The 22,652-nt window shown below is 72.5% G+C and carries 21 protein-coding genes; 8 read left to right on the top strand and 13 right to left on the bottom strand.

What is annotated here, in order from left to right:
- The first annotated feature begins 9 nt into the window (after positions 1 to 9).
- From NUV38_RS08385 to NUV38_RS08375, 3 genes are all read left to right on the top strand, one after another.
- Entirely contained in the window at positions 10 to 801 is a 792-nt protein-coding gene (locus NUV38_RS08385; protein WP_257728689.1) for an ABC transporter ATP-binding protein, read from the top strand.
- Complete coding sequence (locus NUV38_RS08380) at positions 798 to 3,230, top strand: ABC transporter permease (RefSeq protein ID WP_257728688.1); 2,433 nt, start codon at positions 798 to 800, stop codon at positions 3,228 to 3,230. The genes NUV38_RS08385 and NUV38_RS08380 overlap by 4 nt, the downstream gene beginning before the upstream one ends.
- A 116-nt stretch (positions 3,231 to 3,346) precedes the next feature.
- Entirely contained in the window at positions 3,347 to 3,997 is a 651-nt protein-coding gene (locus NUV38_RS08375) for a hypothetical protein (RefSeq protein WP_257728687.1), read from the top strand.
- Positions 3,998 to 4,587: 590 nt separating this feature from the next.
- On the opposite strand, the gene NUV38_RS08370 is transcribed toward NUV38_RS08375, so the two are convergent.
- Positions 4,588 to 5,175 carry a TetR/AcrR family transcriptional regulator gene (locus NUV38_RS08370; protein ID WP_257728686.1) on the bottom strand — a complete coding sequence of 196 codons (588 nt, stop codon included), beginning with the start codon at positions 5,173 to 5,175 and terminating at the stop codon, positions 4,588 to 4,590.
- Positions 5,176 to 5,302: 127 nt separating this feature from the next.
- On the opposite strand from NUV38_RS08370, the gene NUV38_RS08365 reads away from it, so the two are divergent.
- Positions 5,303 to 6,058, top strand: a complete 756-nt coding sequence (locus NUV38_RS08365; RefSeq protein ID WP_257728685.1) for an SDR family NAD(P)-dependent oxidoreductase — start codon at positions 5,303 to 5,305, stop codon at positions 6,056 to 6,058.
- 83 nt (positions 6,059 to 6,141) lie between these two features.
- Here NUV38_RS08365 and NUV38_RS08360 read toward each other — a convergent pair whose 3' ends face one another.
- The 8 genes from NUV38_RS08360 to NUV38_RS08325 all read right to left on the bottom strand — a co-directional run bounded on the left by NUV38_RS08360 (position 6,142) and on the right by NUV38_RS08325 (position 13,240).
- Entirely contained in the window at positions 6,142 to 6,672 is a 531-nt protein-coding gene (locus tag NUV38_RS08360; RefSeq protein ID WP_257728684.1) for a 2'-5' RNA ligase family protein, read from the bottom strand.
- Between the two features lie 36 nt (positions 6,673 to 6,708).
- Positions 6,709 to 8,775 carry a VWA domain-containing protein gene (locus NUV38_RS08355; RefSeq protein ID WP_257728683.1) on the bottom strand — a complete coding sequence of 689 codons (2,067 nt, stop codon included), beginning with the start codon at positions 8,773 to 8,775 and terminating at the stop codon, positions 6,709 to 6,711.
- Between the two features lie 4 nt (positions 8,776 to 8,779).
- Entirely contained in the window at positions 8,780 to 10,192 is a 1,413-nt protein-coding gene (locus tag NUV38_RS08350; protein ID WP_257728682.1) for an AAA family ATPase, read from the bottom strand.
- Between the two features lie 7 nt (positions 10,193 to 10,199).
- A complete protein-coding gene (locus NUV38_RS08345) occupies positions 10,200 to 11,216 on the bottom strand; it encodes an aldo/keto reductase (RefSeq protein ID WP_257728681.1) in 1,017 nt (338 codons plus the stop codon).
- A gap of 52 nt (positions 11,217 to 11,268) precedes the next feature.
- Entirely contained in the window at positions 11,269 to 11,661 is a 393-nt protein-coding gene (locus tag NUV38_RS08340; protein WP_257728680.1) for a DUF6157 family protein, read from the bottom strand.
- Positions 11,662 to 11,727: 66 nt separating this feature from the next.
- Positions 11,728 to 12,354 carry a maleylpyruvate isomerase family mycothiol-dependent enzyme gene (locus tag NUV38_RS08335; protein ID WP_257728679.1) on the bottom strand — a complete coding sequence of 209 codons (627 nt, stop codon included), beginning with the start codon at positions 12,352 to 12,354 and terminating at the stop codon, positions 11,728 to 11,730.
- Between the two features lie 11 nt (positions 12,355 to 12,365).
- Positions 12,366 to 12,851, bottom strand: coding sequence for an SRPBCC family protein (locus tag NUV38_RS08330; RefSeq protein ID WP_257728678.1), 486 nt, complete (start codon positions 12,849 to 12,851; stop codon positions 12,366 to 12,368).
- Positions 12,848 to 13,240, bottom strand: coding sequence for a helix-turn-helix transcriptional regulator (locus tag NUV38_RS08325; RefSeq protein ID WP_257728677.1), 393 nt, complete (start codon positions 13,238 to 13,240; stop codon positions 12,848 to 12,850). Before NUV38_RS08325 ends, NUV38_RS08330 begins: the two co-directional genes overlap by 4 nt.
- A gap of 99 nt (positions 13,241 to 13,339) precedes the next feature.
- Between NUV38_RS08325 and NUV38_RS08320 the strand changes: the two genes are divergently transcribed.
- Positions 13,340 to 13,882, top strand: coding sequence for a hypothetical protein (locus NUV38_RS08320; protein ID WP_257728676.1), 543 nt, complete (start codon positions 13,340 to 13,342; stop codon positions 13,880 to 13,882).
- Between the two features lie 55 nt (positions 13,883 to 13,937).
- The gene (locus NUV38_RS08315) at positions 13,938 to 14,546 is read left to right on the top strand and encodes a hypothetical protein (protein WP_257728675.1); all 609 of its coding nucleotides are present in this window, start codon (positions 13,938 to 13,940) and stop codon (positions 14,544 to 14,546) included.
- Positions 14,547 to 14,549: 3 nt separating this feature from the next.
- Here the strand turns inward: NUV38_RS08315 and NUV38_RS08310 are convergent, their stop codons facing one another.
- Positions 14,550 to 15,440, bottom strand: coding sequence for a rhodanese-related sulfurtransferase (locus NUV38_RS08310; protein ID WP_257728674.1), 891 nt, complete (start codon positions 15,438 to 15,440; stop codon positions 14,550 to 14,552).
- Between the two features lie 46 nt (positions 15,441 to 15,486).
- Here NUV38_RS08310 and NUV38_RS08305 point away from each other — a divergent pair, with 46 nt between their 5' ends.
- On the top strand, positions 15,487 to 16,905 hold the full coding sequence (locus tag NUV38_RS08305) for an amidase (RefSeq protein WP_257728673.1): 1,419 nt from the start codon (positions 15,487 to 15,489) through the stop codon (positions 16,903 to 16,905).
- 56 nt (positions 16,906 to 16,961) lie between these two features.
- Here the strand turns inward: NUV38_RS08305 and NUV38_RS08300 are convergent, their stop codons facing one another.
- Positions 16,962 to 18,863, bottom strand: coding sequence for a zinc-dependent metalloprotease family protein (locus NUV38_RS08300; protein WP_257728672.1), 1,902 nt, complete (start codon positions 18,861 to 18,863; stop codon positions 16,962 to 16,964).
- Positions 18,864 to 18,996: 133 nt separating this feature from the next.
- A complete protein-coding gene (gene map / locus NUV38_RS08295; protein WP_257728671.1) occupies positions 18,997 to 19,767 on the bottom strand; it encodes a type I methionyl aminopeptidase in 771 nt (256 codons plus the stop codon).
- A gap of 152 nt (positions 19,768 to 19,919) precedes the next feature.
- On the opposite strand from map, the gene NUV38_RS08290 reads away from it, so the two are divergent.
- Positions 19,920 to 22,046, top strand: a complete 2,127-nt coding sequence (locus NUV38_RS08290; RefSeq protein ID WP_257728670.1) for a PhoX family phosphatase — start codon at positions 19,920 to 19,922, stop codon at positions 22,044 to 22,046.
- A gap of 72 nt (positions 22,047 to 22,118) precedes the next feature.
- On the opposite strand, the gene NUV38_RS08285 is transcribed toward NUV38_RS08290, so the two are convergent.
- Complete coding sequence (locus tag NUV38_RS08285) at positions 22,119 to 22,502, bottom strand: hypothetical protein (RefSeq protein WP_257728669.1); 384 nt, start codon at positions 22,500 to 22,502, stop codon at positions 22,119 to 22,121.
- Positions 22,503 to 22,652 lie beyond the last annotated feature (150 nt).

The following is a 22,652-nucleotide window of genomic DNA, read 5'->3' as shown; positions in this document are numbered from 1 at the left end:
GTCGTCGCCATGACGATCACAGCACAGGCAGCCGTCGCGACCGCCGCGTCGGCACGCGACCTGACCAAGACCTACGGCACCGGCCCGGCGGCCGTGCACGCCCTCGACGGCGTCTCCCTCGACCTCGCGCCCGGACGCTTCACCGCGATCATGGGGCCCTCGGGCTCGGGCAAGTCGACGCTCATGCACTGCCTCGCCGGTCTCGACCGACCCACGCACGGGACCGTCTCGGTCGACGGCGTCGAGCTGACCAGCCTCGACGACGACCGGCTCACCCGCTTCCGCCGCGACCACCTCGGCTTCGTGTTCCAGGCGTTCAACCTGCTGCCGATGCTGACCGCCCGCCAGAACATCGTGCTGCCCTTCGAGCTGGCCGGCCGACGCATCGACGCGAACGTGCAGGACGACATCGACACCGTCGTCGCGGTCCTCGGGCTCGGCGACCGGCTCGACCACCGTCCGAGCGAGCTGTCCGGAGGGCAGCAGCAGCGCGTCGCGATCGCCCGCGCGCTCGTGAGCCAGGCGTCGATCGTGTTCGCCGACGAGCCCACCGGCAACCTCGACAGCACCGCCTCGGCCGAGGTGCTCGCCTACCTGCGGCGGTCGGTGCGCGAGCTGGGCCGCACCGTCGTCATGGTCACCCACGAGCTCGACGCCGCGGCCTACGCCGACGACGTCGTGGTGCTGGCCGACGGGCGGATCCGCTCGCACCTCGTGGACCCGTCGCGGGCCGAGCTAGCGTCGGTGCTGGCCGCCCGCCCCGACGCCGGCCGCACCGCGGACGAGGGAGGCGCCCGATGAGGACCGTGATGCTCGCGTCGCTGCGCACGCACACGCGCCGCTACGTCGCCGCGCTGCTCGCCGTGACCATCGCCGTCGGTTTCGTGGTGGCCACCAACGCCATCGCCTCGGCGGCCAAGTCCGGCCTCTCCGCCGGGATCGACGAGGCCTACCGCGGCGCCGATCTGGTCGTCGGCGACGACTACGGGATCGACACCGACGACGTCAGCCCCGTCCTGGAGACCGCGGCGCGCCAGGGGGACGCCGCGACGGTCATCGGGTCGTCGTTCGAGCCCGTCACCCACGACGGCATCGGGCTCGGGTCCGACAGCTCCATCGGCACGGTCAGCACCGACGACCGGCTCCTGCGCCAGACCGTGCTCGAGGGCCGGGCCCCGACGAGCGACGACCAGGCGCTCGTGGACGAGCGCACCGCCACGTCGGCACGGATCAGCGTGGGCGACGAGCTGGTCGTGGGCCAGGGCGAGGATGCGAGCACCGTCACGGTCGTCGGCATCGCGAAGCCGTCGTCGTACCTCGCGGCCGACGTCTACGTCCCGTGGGGCACCCTGTCGGCGCTCCCGTCGGCCTACCCCGACGCCGTCGTCTACGACGTGCGGGGCGGTGACACCGCAGCCGCCACGGCCGCGCTCTCCCGAGCAGTGGACGCGGAGGTGCGCGACCGCACCTCCTACGTGGACGCACGCGTGATCGCCGTCAACCAGGGCGTCGACGTGATCAGCTACGTGCTGCTGCTGTTCGCCGCCATCGCCGGCTTCGTGGCGGTGCTGGTCATCGCCAACACCTTCACCATCCTGTTCGCGCAGCGCACGCGCGACCTCGCCCTGCTGCGCTGCGTCGGCGCGACCCGACGCCAGGTCGTCCGCTCGGTCCGCGTCGAGTCCTTCGCCGTGGCGCTGGTCGCGTCGACGGTCGGTGTGCTGGCCGGCGCAGGGGCCGGCTACGGCATCGTCGCCGCGGTGCGCGGGGTGACCGACGACCGTCTGCTGGGGACCGTGTCGTTGTCCCCCACGTGGATGGTCGCAGCCTTCGTCGGCGGCATCGTCGTGACGGTCACGGCGGCCTGGCTGCCGACCCGCCGCGTGGTGCGGGTCAGCCCGCTCGCCGCGCTCCGGCCGATGGACGCGGACGTCCGGACCCGTGCAGGCAAGGGACGCGTCGCCCTGGGCGTCGCGGCGGTGCTCGCCGGTTCCGCGGCGCTCGTGCTCGCGGTGCAGCAGACGTCCATGCCACCCCTCCTGGCCGGCGGCATGCTGTCGTTCGTCGGCGTGCTGCTGCTGGGACCCGTGCTGGTGCCGGCGCTCCTGCGCGTGGCCGGACGCCTCCTCGGCCGCACCGGCCTCGCGGCACGGCTCGCCACGGCGAACGCGGTGCGCAACCCGCGTCGCAGCGCCGCCACCACGGCGTCGCTGCTCGTCGGCGTCACCCTGACCACGGCGGTGCTGACCGGCATGGCCAGTGCCCGCGGAGCGATGGACGACGAGCTGGAGAAGCAGTACCCGGTCGACGTCGCGCTCACCGGTGACGGACCTGTCTCGGCCGGCACGCTCGACTCGGTGCGAGCGACCCGCGGCGTCCAGGACGCCGAGGCCGTGCCCGGCGTCCGCGCGACGCTCGAGGGTGTCGGGGAGGTTCCCGTGCTCGCCCCCGACGACGCCGCGCTGGACACGACACGCGGCCGCGAGTCCGCCGAGCCGGGCCGCCTGCAGGTGTTCGTCCCACCCGACGTCTCCACCGATTCCGAGACGGGGTTCCCCGAGACCATGACGCTCAAGCGCGCCGGTCGCACCGTGGACGTGGAGCGGGTGCTCGTGGGCAGCGAGTGGGGGCGCGCCCTCGTGGCCGGTCCCGGCGTCGTGGAGGCCCTGGGCGGGACCGTCGAGCCGCAGGCCGTCTGGGTGCGAGCCGACGACGGCGCCGACGTCGACGAGCTGAGCGGCACCCTGGGTGCCCTCGCCCGCGACGGTGACCTCGAGCTCACGAGCACCCTGGAACAGCGGGGGTGGGTCGAGAAGCAGCTCGACGTGCTGGTGTGGTCGGTCCTCGGACTGCTGGCCGTGTCGGTCGGCATCGCCCTGGTGGGCATCGCCAACACCGTCGGGCTGTCGGTCCTGGAACGCGGCCGCGAGCACGCGCTGCTGCGGGCCCTCGGACTCACCCGACGCCAGCTACGACGCATGCTCGCCGCCGAGGGCCTGCTGCTGGCACTCGTCGCCGCGGTCCTCGGCACGGCGGTCGGCGTGACCTACGGCTGGCTCGGGACGCTCGCGGTCGTGCGGACGGCCGTCGCCGACGTCTCCCTCGTGACGCCGTGGGACCAGCTGCTGGCCGTGGTGGTCGTGGCCGCCCTGGCGGGCCTCGCCGCCTGCGTCCTGCCCGCTCGACGGGCGTCCCGGGTGGCTCCGGCCGAGGGTCTGACGCTCGACTGAGGCATCGGCGTGGCTGAGGTCCCGGGGTGGTCGGGACCTCCGTCATGCATTCGAACGCATACTTGTTTCTTGTCCGATCTGCCCTCTAGCATGGAGGTAGACTAGCAGGAGGAAGCATGAGCGTCGCCGCACTCGACACCCACCCGGTGCCGGCGTGCGTGCGCTCTGCTCGTGAGGCGTTCTCCGCAGTCCCCACGGCCGCGTGGGACGGGTTGGAGACCACTGAGGTCCGCCGACTGATCGGTGAGCTTGGTCGCCTGGAGTCCCAGGTCGCCGCCCACAAGGTGGCCGCCGCACGCGTGCTCGAGAAGGCCCGCAAGGCCGCAGCCGACGGCGACGGACCCCGAACCGGGACAGGAGCACAGGGAGCGATGCTCAAGACCGCCCTCGACGCGTTGGCAGCACCGCACCAGAAGGTCGGGACCGTGAACGCCGCCACCGGCGAGATGGACGAGGTGGGATTCGGTCAGACCTACCCCCAGCGCCTTGGGCACGCATTCGCCACCCTCATCGAGCACCTCCCGGCCGACCGCCTCCCGTCCAACGGTGGCGTGTCCGCCGTCGTGACCGTGAACCTCGACCTGGACACCCTGATGGGTGGCCTCAAGGCCGCCGGCCTCTCGGACGGCACTCGCATCAGCGCCGGCGAGGCCCGCCCGCTCGCCTGCTCCGCGCAGATCGTCCCGATGGTTCTCGATGGCAAGCCCCTCCCTCTCGACCTCGGATCAGCGAACCGGAATGGGGGCACCCCCGCACAAGGGGCGTAGCCGCGGGGGATTCAACCGGTCATCCCGGCGGGCGATGGAGAAGCGCGACGGCGGCTGCACCGCACCCGACAGCTGCGACCGAGACGCCAGATGGACCGAAGCCCACCACCTCAACCCCTACGCCATCTCCAAGACCACCGACATCCGCGACGGCGCACTCCTGTGCCCCTTCCACCACCACCGAGCCCACGAGCCCACGAGCAAGGCTGGATCGGGCGGATCAACCCCGACGACGGCCACGTCGAGTGGAAGCTCCCCGGATCCGACACCTGGCAACGAAACCAGCGTTGGCGACCCTGAACCACGTGACCACGACACCCCGACCCATCGGTCGGGGCACTGGTGCTGCCCAGCCGCCGCTGAGCCGCCTGGAGTGGTCTCGATACACCTCCCCTCGCTGGCGCTCGTGGAGGCACTCGACCACCAAGTGGCTTGGGGAGGTGCTCGACCACCGGGGGGCTCGGGCGAGGTCAGGGTCGCCGAGCTTGTCGAGGTGTCAGCCCCTCGACGAGCTCGGGGAACGGGACGGCCCCACGACCCTTCGACGAGCTCGGGGATCCACGCTCGGGGAGCGGACCCGCACCGCTCGGTCATCGGTCGAGCTGCGACCACCAGTCCGGCACGAGCCGCCCGTAGATCGCCGTGAAGGCCGCCGCGTCCGGGTCGGGGAGGTCGATCCAGGAATGGATGACGCCGACCGTCCCGAGAGCGATGAGACGCAGGGCCGCGTCGGCGACGACGTCCGGGTCGGAACCGGGGACGTCGGTGGGCAGCGAGAGACGGCCCTGCTCGAGCAGCTGGCGCGACGACCCGAGGAAGTGCTCCCCGAGCATGGCGTGCAGACCTCCGGCTCCCGCGTCGTCGGCCAGGCCACGGCGGTACACGGGCAGGTGCCTCAGGACGTGCTCCAGGACCCGTCGCGTCGTCTCCACCACGGCCGCGTCGGTGCCTCGGCCGGGGTCGTGGAGGAGATCGGCGCGCAGGCCGTCGAGCTCGGCCAGGAGCGCGGCACGCAGCAGCCCGTCCGGCGTGGACGCGTGCTCGTAGAACGTCGAGCGATGCACGTCGGCACGGCGCGCCACCTCGGTGACGCTCAGCTGCTCGACCGGCGTCTCCGCCGCGAGGGCGAGGACGGCAGCGAACAGCCGGTCGCGGCTGCGTCGGGCTCTCGCATCCATCCGACCCCTCCTGACCGATGTCGCCGAGACCGGTCCCGGTCTCGTTCGTCACAGTGCTGGGCAAGTCTATCCGACAGTTGTAGGATGAGAGTTGTCCGACAGGTGTCGGACAGAGAGTGAGGACATCATGGCCACCTACGACGTTGCGGACCGTTCCGCGATCGTGACCGGCGCCGGCTCCGGAATCGGCCGGTCCGTGGCCCTGCTGCTCGCCGCGAACGGAGCCTCGGTGCTCGTCCACGACCTGCGACAGGACTCGGCCGACCAGGTCGTGAAGGAGATCGAGACCACCGGCGGCACCGCCCGCGCCTTCGTCGGCGACGCCGCCGACCCCACGGTCGCCCAGGCCGCCGTCGCGGCAGCACAGGAGATGGCACCCCTGCGGATCGCCGTCAACAACGCCGGCATCGGCGGTGCCGCCGAGCCCGTCGGCAGCTACCCCGTCGACAGCTGGGAGAAGGTCGTCGGCGTCAACCTCAACGGCGTCTTCTACGGCATGCGTGCCCAGATCCCTGCCATCACGGCCGCCGGCGGCGGCGCGATCGTCAACATGGGATCGGTGCTCGGCTCCGTCGGCATCGCCGGGTCCTCGGCCTACGTCACCACGAAGCACGCACTCGTCGGCCTGACGAAGAACGCCGCACTCGAGCACAGCGCCGACGGGGTCCGCGTGACGGTCGTCGGCCCCGGCTTCATCAGCACCCCGCTGCTCGAGGCCAACCTCGACGACGCGACGCAGGCCGCCCTCGCCGCCAAGCACGCGACGGGCCGACTCGGCACGCCCGAGGAGGTCGCGTCGCTCGTGGCCTTCCTCGCCTCCGACGCGGCCACGTTCGTGACGGGCAGCTACCACCTCGTCGACGGCGGGTACGCCGCTCAGTAGGCACGAGCCCGGTCGCCCGGGCCCGCGATCGCCGGCTCGGCCTCTCGCCCTTCACCCGGCGAGGCGCCGGGCCGCACTCGTCCTCACGCGTCGCCGCGTGACCGCAGGACGTGGACCGCCTTCGCGTCGGAGTCCCAGTGGCGCAGGGCGGCAGGAGCGCCGACGAGCTCGCGCGGGACGCCGGTCAGGAGGTCGAGGGCGTGCGCGAGCTGCTCGTCGTCGAGACGACGGGTGAGCGTGACGTGCGGCGTCCAGCGGCCGGGCAGCGTGAGGTCGGGCCGGCCGGGCGCGTCGACCATGACCGCGTCGACGGCCGCGTGGGTGGCCAGCAGGGCCGCGCTCGGGATCACCGCGCGCGACACCACGGCGGAGCGTCGTCCCCTGAACACCAGCAGCCCCCCGAGCCGGACCTGGCCGGGCAGCTCGACGTCGGCCAGGCGCTCGATCGTCGCCCGGCTCAGCGCCGACGCGACACCCAGCGTGACGTGCGGGGCGTTCGTGAGCCCCAGGTGCAGCGCCTGGCTCGGCAGCCCCGCCGCCGACAGCAGGTCCCACTCCCCGCGGACAGCGGCGTCGAGTTCCTCGTCGAGTGTCAGCTCGATGGTCTGGGGCACGGTCCCATCCTCTCCGGGTCCGTCGCGGGTCGCGGGTCAGCCGGCCCAGAAGCCCCGACCCGGCCAACCACCGAAGCCGCCGTCGAAACCAGCGCCACCACCACCGCCACCGCGGCGGGAGCCGAGGTAGGACTCCACGACCGCGACGCCGAGGTCGTCGAGCTCCGGCGCCACGACGGTGCCATCGACCTTGCGCGCCATCTGGTCGATGAAGCGGGCCAGGCCCGGGTCCTCCCCCAGCCTGAAGAACGTGGTCTTCGCGCCCAGGCGCATGGACGCCTCCAGCTCACGCACGCTCAGCGCGATCGTGACCGGGTGGGGCGGATAGCTGAAGAACACCTCGCCCGACGACTCCAGGTGCGACGTGGGCTCGCCGTCGGTCACGATCAGCAGCACCGGCTGGGCGTTCGGGTGCTTGCGGAAGTGCCGGTTGGCCAGCAGCAGGGCGTGGTGCAGGTTGGTGCCCTTCGCGTACTGCGCGTCGAGCGCGGTCAGCTCCTCGATCTGCATCGACTCGGCGTGGCGCCCGAAGGAGATGAGCTCGAGCGCGTCGCCGCGGAACCGGGTGCTGATGAGGGTGTGCAGCGCCAGCGCCGTGCGCTTCATGGGCACCCACCGGCCGTCCATGGCCATCGAGAACGAGGTGTCCACGAGCAGGGCCACGCAGGCCTGCGTGCGGTCCTCGGTCTCCTGCACCTCGACGTCGCCGATCTGCAGCCGCACCCCGTCGCGGGCCATGGACGCCGCGGTCCCGCCCTCGCTGACCGTGCGCACCACCGCGTTCGTGACCGTGCGCGTGACGTCCCACGGCTCGGTGTCGCCGAAGGCCCACTCGCGGGTGGCGCCCGACCGCTCGCCGGCCGCACCGGCATGGCGGGTGTCGCGCTGACCCTGGCGACCCGACATCGACTCCGCCACGTCGCGCAGCAGCGCCTTGCCCAGCTGGCGCATGGCCTTGGGGGTCAGCCGGAGGGCACCGTCGGTGCCGCGTTGAACCACACCGGAGTCGCGCAGCGCCTTCTCCAGCTCCTTGAGCGTGCGCAGGTCCACCGAGGCCACGTCGCCGAGCTGGCGCGAGAGCGCGTCGAGATCGACGTCGTCGAGGTTCGACCCGCGGTAGGACTGGGCCAGCTGCTCGGCCAGGGCGTCGAGGTCGGCGAGGTCCTGGAAGACGCCCGTGCCGTCACCCAGACCCATCCCCTGCTCGCCGTCCATGGGGGTCGAGCCGCCCCAGTCCTCGCCCGGACGCAGGGACTGGAGGTTGCCGTCGAGCCGGTCGAGCGCCTCCATCAGCTGGGGCGAGCCGAACGCCTGCGCCGACATCTGCATGAGCTCCTGGCGCTGCTCCGGCGTCATGGAGTTGAGCATCCGCTGGGCCGCGGCGGACCGCTGGGCCATCGTGTCGAGCAGCTCGTCGAGGTTCGACGGGTTCTCCGGGAAGTGCTCGCCGTGGCGCGCCATGAAGTCGTCGAAGTCCTGCTGGGTGTCCACACCCTGCTGACGCTTCTCGAGCAGCCCGTTGAGGTCGTCGAGCATCTCGTTGACCGCCTCGCGGTCGGCGTCGGTGGCGTTCTCGAGCGCGTTCTTCATGCCGGCGAAGCGCTGGTCGAGCAGCTCACGACCGAGGAGGTCCTTGATGCGCTCGAAGTCCTCGCGCGCCTGGGAGCTCTTCCAGTCGTAGCCGTTGAGCTCGCTCACGGCGGCGGACGGCGACGGCGACAGGTTGTCGAGGGTGAGCTCGGACAGCGCACGTTCGCCGTCGTCGAGGTCGACGTCGCGCGCGAGCTGCTTGCGCTCCTCCAGGACGGCCCGCTCGAGCAGCTCCTGGACCTCGCGCAGCGTGCCGTCGAGGTTGTGCTTCTGCACCATCTCGCGACGCTTCTCCGCCACGCGCCGGGCCAGGTCGTCGAGGCCGCGCTGGTCGGCGCCTCCACGGCGCAGGAACTCCTGCAGGGCGTGGTCGGGCGAGTACCCGGCCATGACGTCCTCGCCGATGGCCTCGAGCGCCTCGCTGAGGTCGACCGGCGGGGCCAGCGGGTCGGGGCCGTCGACGTACGCTCCGTACCGGGAAGCACGGGACAACCGACGGTTCTGGCGACTCACGGCCTCACCCGTAGACCGTCTCGCCGCCGGCGGTGTCCTTGCTGATGCGGCGGGCCAGGAAGAGTCCCTCGAGGGCCAGCTCGATCGCGCCGGCGCGCTCACCGTCGTTGCCCCCGCCCTCGACCCCTGCGCCGACCCGGTCGCAGACCTGGTCGTAGAGGTCGGACTCGCCCAGCACGGGCAGGCCGGCCAGGAAGTCGCGGGCGCTGACCTGCTCGCCGGTGGCCACGAGGGAACCGCCCTCGAGCGCCTCGACCAGCAGCCCGAAGTCGATGCCCGTGAACAGCCCGCGGACGGTCTCCGCGGTGGCGGTGCGCAGGAGGTGGTCGAGGACGAGGTCCTCGCGACCCTCCTCGCCGGACTCGAACTCGATCTTGCCGCCGAGCACGTCGACGGCGGTCTCCAGGTCCACCGGGCGGGGGACGGCGTCCGGCTCGCCCTGCCGGGTGGCGCGGTGCAGCGCCGCGGCCGCGATGGTCTCGGCCCCGGCGATGGCGAACCGGGCGCTCACGCCGCTGCGCTGGTCGACCGCCGACGACTCGCGCAGCGCGCGGGTGAAGCGGGCGAGCACCTCGACCAGCTGGTCGGGGACGGTGGCGACGAGGTCGGCCTCCTGCTTGATCACGGCGATCTCGTCGACCAGCTGCGTGGGGTAGTGGGTGCGGATCTCGGCACCGAACCGGTCCTTCAGCGGCGTGATGATGCGACCACGGTTGGTGTAGTCCTCGGGGTTGGCGCTGGCCACCACCAGGACGTCGAGCGGGAGCCGCAGCACGTAGCCGCGGATCTGGATGTCCCGCTCCTCCATCACGTTGAGCATGGCCACCTGGATGCGCTCGGAGAGGTCGGGCAGCTCGTTGATGGCCACGATGCCGCCGTGGCTGCGCGGGATGAGCCCGAAGTGGATCGTCTCGGGGTCACCGAGGCTGCGCCCCTCGGCCACCTTCATCGGGTCGACGTCGCCGATGAGGTCGGCCACGCTCGTGTCGGGCGTGGCCAGCTTCTCGGCGTAGCGGTCGTCGCGGTGGCGCCACCGGACGGGCAGCTCGTCGCCCAGCTCCTCGGCGCGTCGGAGGCTGGCGACGGTGATCGGCTCGTAGGGGTGCTCGCCCAGCTCGGACCCGTCGATGACCGGCGTCCACTCGTCGAGCAGACCGACGAGCGTGCGCAGGATGCGGGTCTTGCCCTGGCCGCGCTCGCCGAGGAGCACGACGTCGTGGCCGGCGATGAGGGCGCGCTCCAGCTGGGGGATCACGGTGTCCTCGAAGCCGTGCAGACCCGGCCACGGGTCACGACCCTCGGCGAGGGCCGCGAGCAGGTTGTCGCGGATCTCCACACGCAGCGGCCGGTGCACGTGGCCGGAGGCGCGGAGCGCCCCCACGGTGGTGATGTCGGGGGCGGGGGTGGTGGCAGTCATGAGGTCCTCACGCGTCGATGCTGGACAGGTCGCCGTAGCGGTCGCCCTGGACGGCGTCGCGCGGGACCGCGGACTCCAGGTCGGCCACGAGGTCGGGGGTGAGCTCGACCTCGAGCGCGCCCGCGTTCTCCTCGAGGTAGGCCACGCGCTTGGTGCCGGGGATGGGCGCCACGCCCACGCCGTCGCGGCCCGAGCGGCTCAGCACCCAGGCGAGCGCCAGCTGGCCCGGCGTGCAGCCCAGACCCTCGGCGATCTCGCGGATCCTCGCGACGAGCCTCAGGTTGGCCTCGAGGGCCTCACCCTGGAACCGCGGGAAGTACGACGTGGTGCGCGAGTCGGCCTCCTCCAGGTCGGACTCGGCGGTGATGGCGCCGGTGAGCAGGCCACGCCCGAGCGGCGAGTACGGCACCAGGCCGATGCCGAGCTCGCTCAGCACCCCCCAGATCTCGTCCTCGAGGTGACGCGTGAACAGGGAGTACTCGGTCTGCAGCGCGGTGATGGGGTGCACGGCGTGGGCCCGACGGATGGTCTCGGCCGACGCCTCCGAGAGGCCCAGGTGGCGCACCTTGCCGGCCTGCACGAGCTCGGCCATGGCGCCGACGGTCTCCTCGATGGGGACGGTCTTGTCGACGCGGTGCTGGTAGTAGAGGTCGATCGTGTCGACCCCGAGCCGCTGGAGCGAGGCGTCGCAGGCGGAGCGCACGTAGTCGGGCTTGCCGTTGACGCCGAGGCGTGTGCCGTCGGGCAGGCGCTCGTTGCCGAACTTGGTGGCGAGCTGGACGGCGTCGCGTCCCTGGGCGCTGGAGGCGATGGCCGCACCGACCAGCTCCTCGTTGACGAACGGGCCGTACATGTCGGCCGTGTCGAGGAAGGTGACGCCGAGGTCGAGCGCACGGTGGATCGTGCGCGTGGCCTCGGCCTCGTCGCGGGTGCCGTAGAACTCGCTCATCCCCATGCAGCCCAGTCCGAGCGAGGAGACGTCGAGGGGCGAGGCGGTGCCGAGCGTGGTGTGCGTCGTGGTCATGGCACCAGTCAACTCCGCCCGCACAAGGTTGCACCTCGGGACCATCGATCGCTCAGGCGCGGGACGACCTCATGCCCGAGGCCTGCGTCAGGTCGGGGTCGGCCGCGAACGCGGCGTACTCGACGGACTCCACGGCCACGAGCGCGACGCGACCCTCGGCGTCGTGGTGGACGCCCCAGCCGTACCGCTTGACCAAGGGGGACGCGCGCAGGCACGGCTGGCCCTTGGAGAAGAACGTGTCGCGGTCGATGCCGCGGCGCTCGCCCTGCGAGCGGTGGACGACGTCGTCGGACGTGTAGCGGTAGGGCGCATCGACGAGCATGTCGTACTGCAGACGCGCGACGCTCGGCTCCTTGCGCTCCGGTGGAACCTCGGCGACCGAGGCCGGGCAGTCGGGTGCGACCGAGGTGAAGGTGTCGGTGTTGTTGGTGGTGTGCTGGGCCATGGGGCACTCCTGGATCGTCCTGCTGCCATCGTGCACCGGTGCGCCGACGGAAATCCAGCGTCGCGGTCAGGCTCGCGCCGGGGGCGCCCAGGCGGGGTCGCGTCCGATGAAGGCGACGAACCGGTCCTGGACCGACGCGTCGGCGGGCACCGGCACGGCCGGACCGTACTGGCCGGACGCGCGCAGCATCTCCTCGATCGGCTGCATGCCGGCGAGCATGGCGGCGCAGCGGTCCGCGTCGAGGTCGACGTCCTGGCCGCTCGCCCGCGCGAGGTCCCAGGTGTGCATGAAGACGTCGGCCGTGTAGAACTGCGCGACCGCCTGGTCGAGCGGGTGGCTGCCGGCGTGCGGGTGGGTGAACGGGTGGTCGGCGTCGGGACCGTCCAGCAGCCGCTGCACCGCGTCGGCGTGGGCGCGCCAGGCCCCGGCGGGGGTGTCCTTCGACGGGGCTCTGGAACCACCGGGCCGTGGGCGGCCAACAGCCCCGGCGGGGTCGGGTTCGTCCGTCGGTGGGACGTCGAGCGCCACGCCGCCACCGGCGAGGAAGGCGGGGAACCAGGTGACGAGGTGGTCCACGACGTCGCGCGCCACCCACCCCTCCACCGGTGCGGGTGCGTCCCAGTCGCTCACGCCGTCCACGAACTTCGTGAAGTCGGCAGCGACGCGACGGTGGTCGTCGGCGGGGCCGCTCACCCCAGGTCCGCTCACCCCAGGGCACCGTCGGCGAGGAGCGCGTCGAGCTTGGCGTAGCCGTCGCGGATGCCGACGTCCATGCCGCTGCTGAGCATCCCGTCGCGAGCCTCGAACGAGCCGACCAGGCTGGTGGCGTGCATCCGGGTGCGGCCGTCGCCCAGGTCCTCGAACGTCATGGTGTCGAGGGAGACGCCCTCGGGCATGCCCTCCCACGTGAACGTCTGGACGAGCCGGTCGTCGGACACGTGGTGGAAGCAGCCGTGGAAGCCCTGTCCGGCGTGCTCGTAGCGGTAGCTGCCGCCGGTGCGCCCGTCCCAGTGGTCGATCGTCGTCACGTAGCCGTTGGGTCCGATCCACCGGACGAACAGCTCCGGGTCGGTGTGCGCCATGACGAGCTGGGACGCGGTGGCGGCGAAGTCGCGGGTGATGTGGATGGCCGGGACCGCGGGGTCGGCCTCGATGGTGGCCTCGGCCTGCTGCTGGTGCGTGCTGGTCATGATGCTGCTCCTTCGGTGGTGGTGCCGCGGTCTGCGGAACCGTCGTTCGCGGTGTCGTCGTTCGCGGTGTCGTCGTTCATCTGGGCCAGGACGGCGTCGAGCCGCTGGTAGCGCTGCTCGGCCTGGCGCCGGTAGCGCTCGATCCACTTCTCCATGAGGTCGAACACCTCCGCCTCCAGCCGGACCGGTCGGGTCTGGGCCGCGCGACCCTTGGTGACGAGCCCGGCGCCCTCGAGCACCTTGAGGTGCTTGGAGACCGCCTGGAGGCTGACGTCGTAGGGCTCGGCGAGCTCACCCACGGTGGCGTCGGCGACGGCGAGCCGGGCGACGATGTCGCGTCGGGTCGGGTCGGCGAGCGCCGCGAACACCTGCGAGAGCTGGTCGGCCATCGGAGATCCTTTCTCAACCATGCGGTTGATCACAACGTAGGCGGCCACTCCTCGCCTTGTCAACCATCCGGTTGATCTCGGGTGCGCGATACTGCCTGCATGAGCTCCGACGACGTCGATCCCCTCCTCGCCGGTCGCGGTGGTCTCTCCTACGCCGAGCTCGACGACTGCGCGCGCCGTCTGCGCGGCCTGCTGGTCGCCACCGCCGAGCGACAGATCGGTCGCCCGCTCCTGCACGAGTTCGAGATCGGCGTCGACACCGACGGCGCCCTGCAGCTCAGCCCGCCCGACGGCTACCGCCGACCGGCTGCCGGCGCGGTCACCGTGCGCGTGGTCGTGCAGTCCCGCACCTCCACGGCCGCGCGCCTCGGTCTGCGGGTCACCGTGTGGCCTGCGCTCGGCGGCGCCGACGTCGTCGACCTCCTCGTCGTCCGCGAGGGCGTCGAGTCCATGGAGGGCTCGCCGGAGGGGCACCGGCTCGAGGTCCGCATCGACGAGATCCACCCCGAGCCCACCGAGGCGCTGCAGCGTCGGGTGAACGACTTCGTCGCCCGCCAGGTGGCACTCGTCGTGAGCGACCTCAACATCGCGATGCAGCGGCGTCTGTCCAACCCCGACTGGGACGGTGGCGAGCTCGGCTGAGGCCGCGCCAGGGCCGGACGTGCGAGGCCCCACGGGCGCCGCTAGGTTTCCGGGCATGCGCCGTCTCGAGTCCCTCCCCGTCCGGTCCGCCCTCGTCGCCTCGGTGGCCGCCCTGGTGCTCGCCGCCTGCGGCGGTGGTGACGGCGGCTCCGACGGCGCCGACGCCTCGAGCTCGGCGTCGAGCAGCTCCTCGGCCGCCCCGTCCGACGTCGAGCCCGCCTCCGGCGACACGATCGAGGCCGACGGCTTCAGCTACACGGTGCCGGAGGGCTGGAAGAAGAACACCGACCTGCAGGGCACCGCGATCACCCTCGCGCTCGACTCCACCGACAAGGACGGCTTCGCCGACAACGTCAACGTGGTCACCGACCCCACCATCACGAGCCTCGAGGGCGACGACCTGGCGGACGCCATCACGAACGCGCTGGAGCAGGCCGACGTCACGGAGATCTCCGTGCGCGAGCCGTTCGTCGTCGACGGCCAGGAGGCCGTGCACACGACGGGCCTGTTCAACCTCAACGGCAACGAGTACCGAGTCGACCAGTACACGCTCACCGTCGACGGGACGGGCTACGTGATCACGTTCTCGCACAACGCGGACCAGTCGGAGTCCGAGCGCGACGACGTCGACCACTCCATCCTGGCGTCCTGGTCCTGGGCCTGACCCTCAGGCGTGCGCGACGCACCGTGACGAGGCCGTCGCGCACGACGGGCACCGCACCATCTGCCGCACGCAGGCCAGGTCGGCGCAGTCGACGACGTCGCGGCTCGAGACGCCGCACGTGTCGCAGCGTCCGACCACCGTCGCGTCGGGGCTGAACTCGACCGTGGTGCGCGCGTCGAACACGTACATCGACCCCTCCCACAGACCCCCGTCGCCGTAGGTCTCGCCGTAGCGGTGGATGCCGCCGTCGAGCTGGTACACCTCGCTGAACCCGCGGCTGCGCATGAGCGGGGTGAGCACCTCGCACCGGATGCCGCCCGTGCAGTAGGTGACGACCGGACGGTCCTTGAGGTCGTCGTACGCCCCGGAGTCCAGCAGCTCCACGAACTCGCGGGTGGTCTCGACGTCGGGCCGGACGGCACCGGCGAACCGGCCCACCTCCGACTCGATCCTGTTGCGCCCGTCGAACAGCACGACGTCGTCGCGCTCGGCCACGAGGTCGTGCAGCTGGGCGGGGGTCAGGTGCGTGCCGCCGCCGACGACGCCCTGCTCGTCCACCTCGATCTCGTCGGGGGTGCCGAAGGTGACGACCTCGTCGCGCACCTTGACCGACAGCCGCGGGAAGAGCGCCGTGGTCACGCCGTCGTCGAGCGCGCGGCCGGCCGACCACTTGACGTCGGCGCCACGGAACGGCGCGTAGTCGCGCAGGCCCCGCACGTACCTCTTGAGCACGTCGAGGTCGCCGCCGAGCGTGGCGTTGATGCCGTGCGGCGAGACGATCACCCGGCCGCGCAGACCGAGCGAGCCCGCGAGCTGGCGCTGCCACACCTGGATCGCCTCGGGGTCGGGCAGCGGCGTGAAGACGTAGAACAGGATCACCTTCGGCACGGCCACGCCGTCGATTGTCCCCGAGCCGATCGACCCGTGGCACGCTGGACGGGTGACCGCGCTGCACGAGCTCGACGCCCACGCCATGGCCGACGCCCTCGCGCGCGGCGAGACCACGTCGCTCGAGCTGGTGGAGCACCACCTGCGCCGCATCGACGACCACGGGGCCGCGCTCGGTGCCTTCGTGACCGTGACCCACGAGCGCGCCCTCCGGGCGGCACGCGACGCCGACGCGACCCGACGGGCGTCGGCGCCCGACGCGGTGCCGCCGTTCCTCGGCGTGCCGACGGCGTTCAAGGACCTCACGTCGACGGCCGGTGTGCGCACCACGCTCGGCTCGCGGCTCATGGCCGACCACGTCCCCGACGTCGACGCCCACGTGGTCACCCTCGTGGAGCGGGCCGGGTTCGTCAGCCTGGGCAAGACGAACACCCCCGAGCTGGGTCTGTCCTCCTACACCGACAACGACGTGGTCGGGCCGGCGCGCACGCCGTGGGACCTCGACCGGACGGCCGGCGGGTCCTCCGGTGGGGCGGCAGCGGCGGTCGCCGCCCGGCTCGTCCCGCTGGCCCAGGGCAGCGACGGCGGTGGATCCATCCGCATCCCGTCGAGCTGCTGCGGGGTGTTCGGGTTCAAGCCGAGCCGCGGACGCGTGAGCGCCGGGCCCGTGGGCTCGGACTGGAGCGGACTCGCCGGTGACGGCCCGATCGCCCGCACGGTGCGCGACGCGGCGGCCCTGCTCGACGCCATGGCGCACCCGATGCCCGGCGACCTGCGACCGCTCCCCGACCCGGTCGAGCCGTTCGCCGCCTGGGCCGGTCGACGGCCGGGTCGGCTGCGCATCGCTCGCTGGGTCGACCCGTACCTGCCCGGGCTCGAGGCCTCGGCGGGGTCGGTGGCGGCCTGGGACCACGCCACCGAGGTGCTGCGCGGGCTCGGCCACGAGGTGGTCGACGTCGAGAACCCCTTCCCGCCCGAGCTGGAGCCGCAGTTCAACGTGGTGTGGTCGAGCGGCATGGCGGCGGCACCGATCCCGGAGGAAGGACTCGACCTGCTGCGCGGCACCACCCGCTACTGGCTGGAGCGCGGTCGCACGTACAGCGCCGCCGACCTGGCCCGCGCGATGCAGTTCCTGGAGGCCACCACGCGCGACGTCGTCACGTCGATGGCCGACTTCGACGCCTGGCTCACGCCCACCCTGGCCCTGCCTCCCCAGCCGGTCGCGTGGTTCACCGAGTCCGGCGACCCCGCGGAGGACCACCGCCGCGAGCTGGCCTTCACGCCCTACACGGCCGTCTACAACATGGCCGGGGTCCCCGCAGCGAGCCTGCCCTTGTCCGAGGTCGACGGTCTGCCGGTCGGCGTCATGCTCGCCGGACGTCCGGGCGAGGACGGACCGCTCTTCTCCTTGTGTGCGCAGGTCGAGGAGGCCGACCCGTGGCACGACCGGCGACCGCCCGCGGCCGACTGAGCGCCCCGTCCCGCCGGCTGCGGTCGCTCGTCAGCCGATGACCGGACGCGCGGGGCTCACCGCACGACGGAGGTGCGCGCCGACGTGCGGGTGACCGTGGTGTAGCCGGACCTCCTGCCCGTGACCTTGACCGTGATCCGCTTGCCCTTCGTGCTCTTGGTGAGGGTGTAGGACGACTTCGTCGCACCCTTGATCGCCTTGCCGTTGACGTACCAGCGGTAGGAGAACGACGTGCCGCTCGTCCAGGTGCCCCGGACCAGGGTCAGCTTCCGGCCGACCTTCACCGTGCCCGAGATGCGAGGGGTCGAGGTGGTCAGCGTCCCGTAGGCGACGGTGGCGGTCGAGGCCGACGTGCGCGCCGTCGCTCGGTGTCCGGCCAGGGTGCCCGTCACGCGCACGGTGATCCGCTTGCCGCGGGTGGCCGCCGTCGGTCGGTAGACCGAGCGGGTGGCGTCGGGGATGACGGCACCGTCGGCGCGCCACTGGTAGGAGAGCGACGCGCCGTCGGCCCAGACGCCCGGCTTCGAGTACAGGACGACGCCCACCTTGGGCACGCCCGTGATCGTCGGCGTCGAGCCCGGGACCTCGGGCAGGACCACCCCGTTGGCGACGGTGACCGTGGCGCCCTCCGCCGTGATCGCGTCGACCCGGACGGTCAGGGACCCCGACGTGTACGTCTCGCCCACCTTCCAGGCGCCGAACCGGGTGCTGCCCGAGACGCGGGGACGCAGCGAGGTCATGCCCGTGCCCTGGGTCGCGCGCGTGCTCACGGTGACGCCGAGCGGGTACTTCCGGGTCGAGCTGACGTACGCGCCGTCGACCTCCTCGCGGTAGTAGCCCTGCGCGTCGCGCCCCGTGCCGGGTCGCCACTCCACCCAGTGGCTCGTCGCCCCGGCACGCACCTCGAGCCCACGCAGTCCGGAGGGTGCTCCCCGTGCCACCACCGTGCGCGTGACGGCCGTGCCCGCGGGAACGACCTCGAGCTCACCGGCGTCCGCAAGCCCGAGCTGGTCGCGGTACTCCGAGTCGAGCGCCGTCGGGCCCGTCCCCACGATCGCCAGGCCCATCGGGCTGTAGAGGTCCCAGTACTCGACGCCCTCCAGGTTCGCGTGCTCGAGCCCCACGTTGTGCCCGAGCTCGTGCACGACGGTCGCGGTGAACACCGACGGGTTCTCCGTCAACGTGGTCGCCCCGCCGTCGGCCATCGAGCCGCCCAGGGTGCCGATACCGGTGCCGTCGCAGTCGTCACCGACCACCACGACGAGATGGTTGCCCGGCGCGCTGAAGTCGACCGTGGGGAACTGCTGCGCCGCCTCGCTCCACAGGGCGTTCGGACTGCCCAGTCCGCAGCGGGTCCCACCGGCGGCGAGGCCGGACGAGTAGCGCGACGTCGCGGCTCGGGTGAACGAGACCCCGGACTCGGTCGCCCACCACTGCAGGCCCGCGGCCAGCCGGTTCTCCACCGTCGCGGTGGCGGCCACGCTCGCGTCGCTGTTGGCCACGATCGCCAGGTACGCACGGTGCGGCACCGAGGTGGCGGCCGACGCTGTGGTGAACGAGGCGGCCGCGACCTCGACCGGCTGCTCGGGCTCGCCCTCGAGCGCGGAGTCCAGCGCCGGGCCGTCGACCAGCTCGGCCACCACGGGCGAACCGGCGGGCGCCACCTCCTCGACGTCGAACGAGACCGGCACGTGCAGACCGTCGGCGGTGACGACCACCGGCTCCACGGACTCGGCACCCGCCGCCGTGGCCGGGTCCGAGGGGCCGTGCTCCACCACCACGTCGCGCAGCACCCCGCGGACCCGGATGGTGTCCTCGTCCTCGAGGGCGGGATCGGTGTAGACCACCGCGTCACCGTCGACGCGGACGTCCGGGTCGTCGGCCTGCGCGCTCGTCGGCACGACCACAAGCAGGGCTCCGAGGACCAGCCCGGACACCGCAGCGGCGAGGGGTCGCACGACGTCCTCCCAGCTCCCCGAGTCTCTCCCAGGGACACCGTAGGACCCGTCACCTGCTCCGCGGCACGTTTTCGGCCGATCCGTACCCGGACGAACCTTCCGCGACGCTCCCCGTGGGGCCGGTCGGCGTCGGTCAGTCGCGCGCGGTGAGGATGATCGGGTCACCCTCGGTCACGGCGATGGTGTGCTCGCTGTGGGCACCGCGGGAGCCGTCGGCGCTGCGGATGGTCCAGCCGTCGGGGTCCATGACGATCTCGTCGGTGGTCTGCAGGAACCACGGCTCGATCGCGATGACGAGCCCCGGGTCGAGCCTCACGCCGCGCCCCGCCCGGCCGTCGTTGGGCAGGTGGAGGTCGCCGTGCATGGTGCGGCCGACGCTGTGGCCGCCGAACTGGGTGTTGACCGTGAGCCCGTGGGAGCGCGCGACGTCGCCGATGGCGGCGCTGATGTCACCCAACCGGTTGCCGGCGCGGGCGGCGCCGATGCCCGCCTCGAGGGCCTCCTCGGTGGCGGCGATGAGCGCCAGGTCCTCCTCGCGCGGGGTGCCGACCACGACGCTCACGGCGGAGTCACCGACCCAGCCGTCGACCGAGACCGCGAAGTCGAACGTGACCAGGTCGCCGTCGCGCAGCCGGTAGCGGTGCGGCAGCCCGTGCAGGACCGCGTCGTTGACCGACGTGCACACGACCTTGCCGAAGGGTCCACGACCGAACGAGGGCGCGTAGTCGATGTAGCAGGACTCGGCTCCGCGCTCGCGGATCATGCGGTGCGCGAGCGCATCGAGGTCCAGCAGGTCGACCCCCACGTCGGCGGCGTCCACGAGGGCCGTGAGGACCTCGCCGACGAAGCGGCCGGCCGCACGCATCTCGTCGACCTGGTCGGGGGTGCGGAGCTCGATCGCCATGGGATCGAGCGTAGTCCGCCGGGCCACGGGCCCCGGCCCTGAGTACCGTCACCTCCTGTTCACCCAGGATCCACGTCGGCGTCCGGCGACGCTCCTACCGTCATGGCGTCGATGGGGGGCGGCCCGACGCTCCCCCGCTCTGGAGGACTTCCGTGACGATCACGCCCGAACGCCCCTTGCTCCCCGTCGTGACCCTCCGCACCGAGGGTGGCGCCGGAACCTGCCCGCCCGAGGCGCCCTGCGCCTCCGGACGCGCCGCCCTCACCTGCCGCTACCGCTGCGGCGACGCCTGCGCCCACGACGCGCCCAACACGTCGGACAACGAGACCTTCGCCGACGTGATGGCGCGTGCCGCGAGTCGCCGTGGCGTCCTGCGCGCCGGTGCCGTCATCGGTGCCGCGACGGCCGCCACCGTGGCCTTCTCCGGGCCCGTGGCCGCCGCCCCGGTCTCCGCTCCCACCGGCAAGGGCGGGCCGACCAAGCCGCCGAAGCCCGGCCGCGGCCCGCACGGCCTGCGCTTCGAGCCCGTCGCCCCCAACACCGCCGACGCCGTGACCGTGCCGCCCGGCTACCGCCAGGACGTCGTGATCCGTTGGGGCGACCCGCTGTTCAAGGACTCCCCCCGCTGGTCCGTCGACCGGCAGAGCGCTGCGGCCCAGCGTCGCCAGTTCGGCTTCAACAACGACTTCCTCGCGCTGCTGCCGCTGTCGCGCGGCACGCAGCTGCTGGTCGCCAACCACGAGTACACGAGCGAGGAGCTCATGTACCCCGGCTACGACCCCGCCAACCCGACGCGCGAGCAGGTCGAGACGTCGTGGGCCGCCCACGGGCTGTCCGTCGTGGCGGTCCGGGAGACCCGCAGCGGGTCGCTGGAGCCGATCGTCGGGCACCAGCTCAACCGCCGCTTCCACACCCAGACCGAGTTCCGGCTCACCGGGCCCGTGGCCGGCCACCCGCTCGTGCGGACGAAGGCCGACCCGCGGGGCCGGACCGTGCTCGGCACCCTCAACAACTGCGCCGGCGGCACCACGCCCTGGGGCACGTGGCTGACGGCCGAGGAGAACTTCAACCAGTACTTCGCCAACGCCGCCACGGTCACCGACCCGACGACCGCGGCGCGACTCGCCCGCTACGGCGTCGCCGGCACCGCGAGCGAGCGTCAGTGGGAGAAGTTCGACGACCGCTTCGACCTCGCGAAGGAGCCCAACGAGGTCAACCGCTTCGGCTGGATCGTCGAGGTCGACCCGTACGACCCCCGCGCCGTCCCGCGCAAGCGCACCGCCCTGGGCCGGTTCAAGCACGAGGCCGCCCAGCCCCGCATCAACAAGGACGGGCGGGTCGCCGTCTACATGGGCGACGACGAGCGCTTCGACTACCTGTACAAGTTCGTCTCGCGCGACCGCATGAAGAAGGGGCGGTCGGCGTCGGCCAAGCGGCACAACGACACGCTGCTCGACCACGGCACCCTCTACGTCGCGAAGCTGACCGGCGACTCCCCCACCTCGCAGATCGACGGCACGGGCACGCTCCCGAAGGACGGCGAGTTCGACGGCTCGGGCACCTGGATCCCGCTCGTGAGCGGCACGAAGTCGTTCGTGAAGGGCTTCACGGCCGAGGAGGTGCTGCTGTTCACCCGGCAGGCCGCCGACGTCGCGGGTGCCACGAAGATGGACCGCCCCGAGGACGTGGAGCCCAGCCCCGTCAGCGGCAAGGTCTACGTGGCCCTGACGAACAACTCCAACCGTGGCGCTGCGGGCAAGGCCGGTGCCGACGAGGCCAACCCGCGCAACGCCAACAAGAACGGCCACGTGCTCGAGCTGACCGAGCACCGCAACGACAGCGGTGCCACCCGGTTCGCGTGGAGCCTGCTGCTGGTGTGCGGCGACCCGAACGACCCGGCCACGTACTTCGGCGGCTACGACAAGAGCCAGGTCTCACCCATCTCGTGCCCGGACAACGTGACGTTCGACCGCCACGGCAACCTGTGGGTCTCCACGGACGGCAACGCGCTCGGCTCCAACGACGGCCTGTTCGGCGTGGCGGTGGAGGGACGCGACCGCGGTCTCACCCGCCAGTTCCTGACCGTCCCGCTCGGCGCCGAGACCTGCGGACCGGTGGTGCAGAGGCACCGCGTGCTCGTCTGCGTCCAGCACCCGGGCGAGAAGGACGGAGCGTCGGCGGACGCCCCGGCGTCGCACTGGCCCGACGGCGGCTCGTCGGTCCCGCGTCCCTCCGTGGCCGTGGTGTGGCGCAAGGACGGCCGCGAGATCGGCGTCTGACGCACGGCACGCCACGCGCACACGACGGGCCCCGACCATGGCGGTCGGGGCCCGTCGTCGTGCGTGCGTGGGTCAGGACAGGGAGCGGCGCGCCGACGACAGCTGGTGGCACACCACGGCGGCCACGAGCGCGGCCGTCCCGAGCGTCGCCAGGGCGGGAGCGCCGAAGATCCGACCGGCCTCGGCGGCGGTGACCGCGGAGGCGAGGGCGGCGCCGCCGACCAGCGACGCGCCGGCCGAGGCGTGCACGAGGGGGGTCCGCTGCTGCGAGGTCACGCTGGCCCACGCCTGGTAGCAGATCCCGGCGATGACGACGGCGGCGACGACCACGATCACCCGACCTGGCACGACGAAGCCGTCGGGCCAGGCGGCGTCGCCCAGCACGTCGGTCACGTAGAGGGCGAGCAGCACCAGCTCGGCAAGGGCGGGCACCACGAGGCCGGGTCCGATCTTCATGGCCGCGACCCTACCGAGCGACTCTCCTGCTCGACCGGTGGCGGGTGCCGGCCACGCACCCACCCTGGTTCTCACTCACTCACCTCGGCGCGCACGCCGAGGTGAGTGGCAGAGAACCATGGTGTGCTCGCGATTCCCATCACCTGATGG

The sequence above is a fragment of the Aeromicrobium sp. 50.2.37 genome (genome assembly GCF_024655735.1).
Lineage (GTDB): Bacteria > Actinomycetota > Actinomycetes > Propionibacteriales > Nocardioidaceae > Aeromicrobium.
The sequence above is the reverse complement of the archived record's forward strand: the minus strand, read 5'-3'. Positions and strand labels throughout refer to the sequence as shown.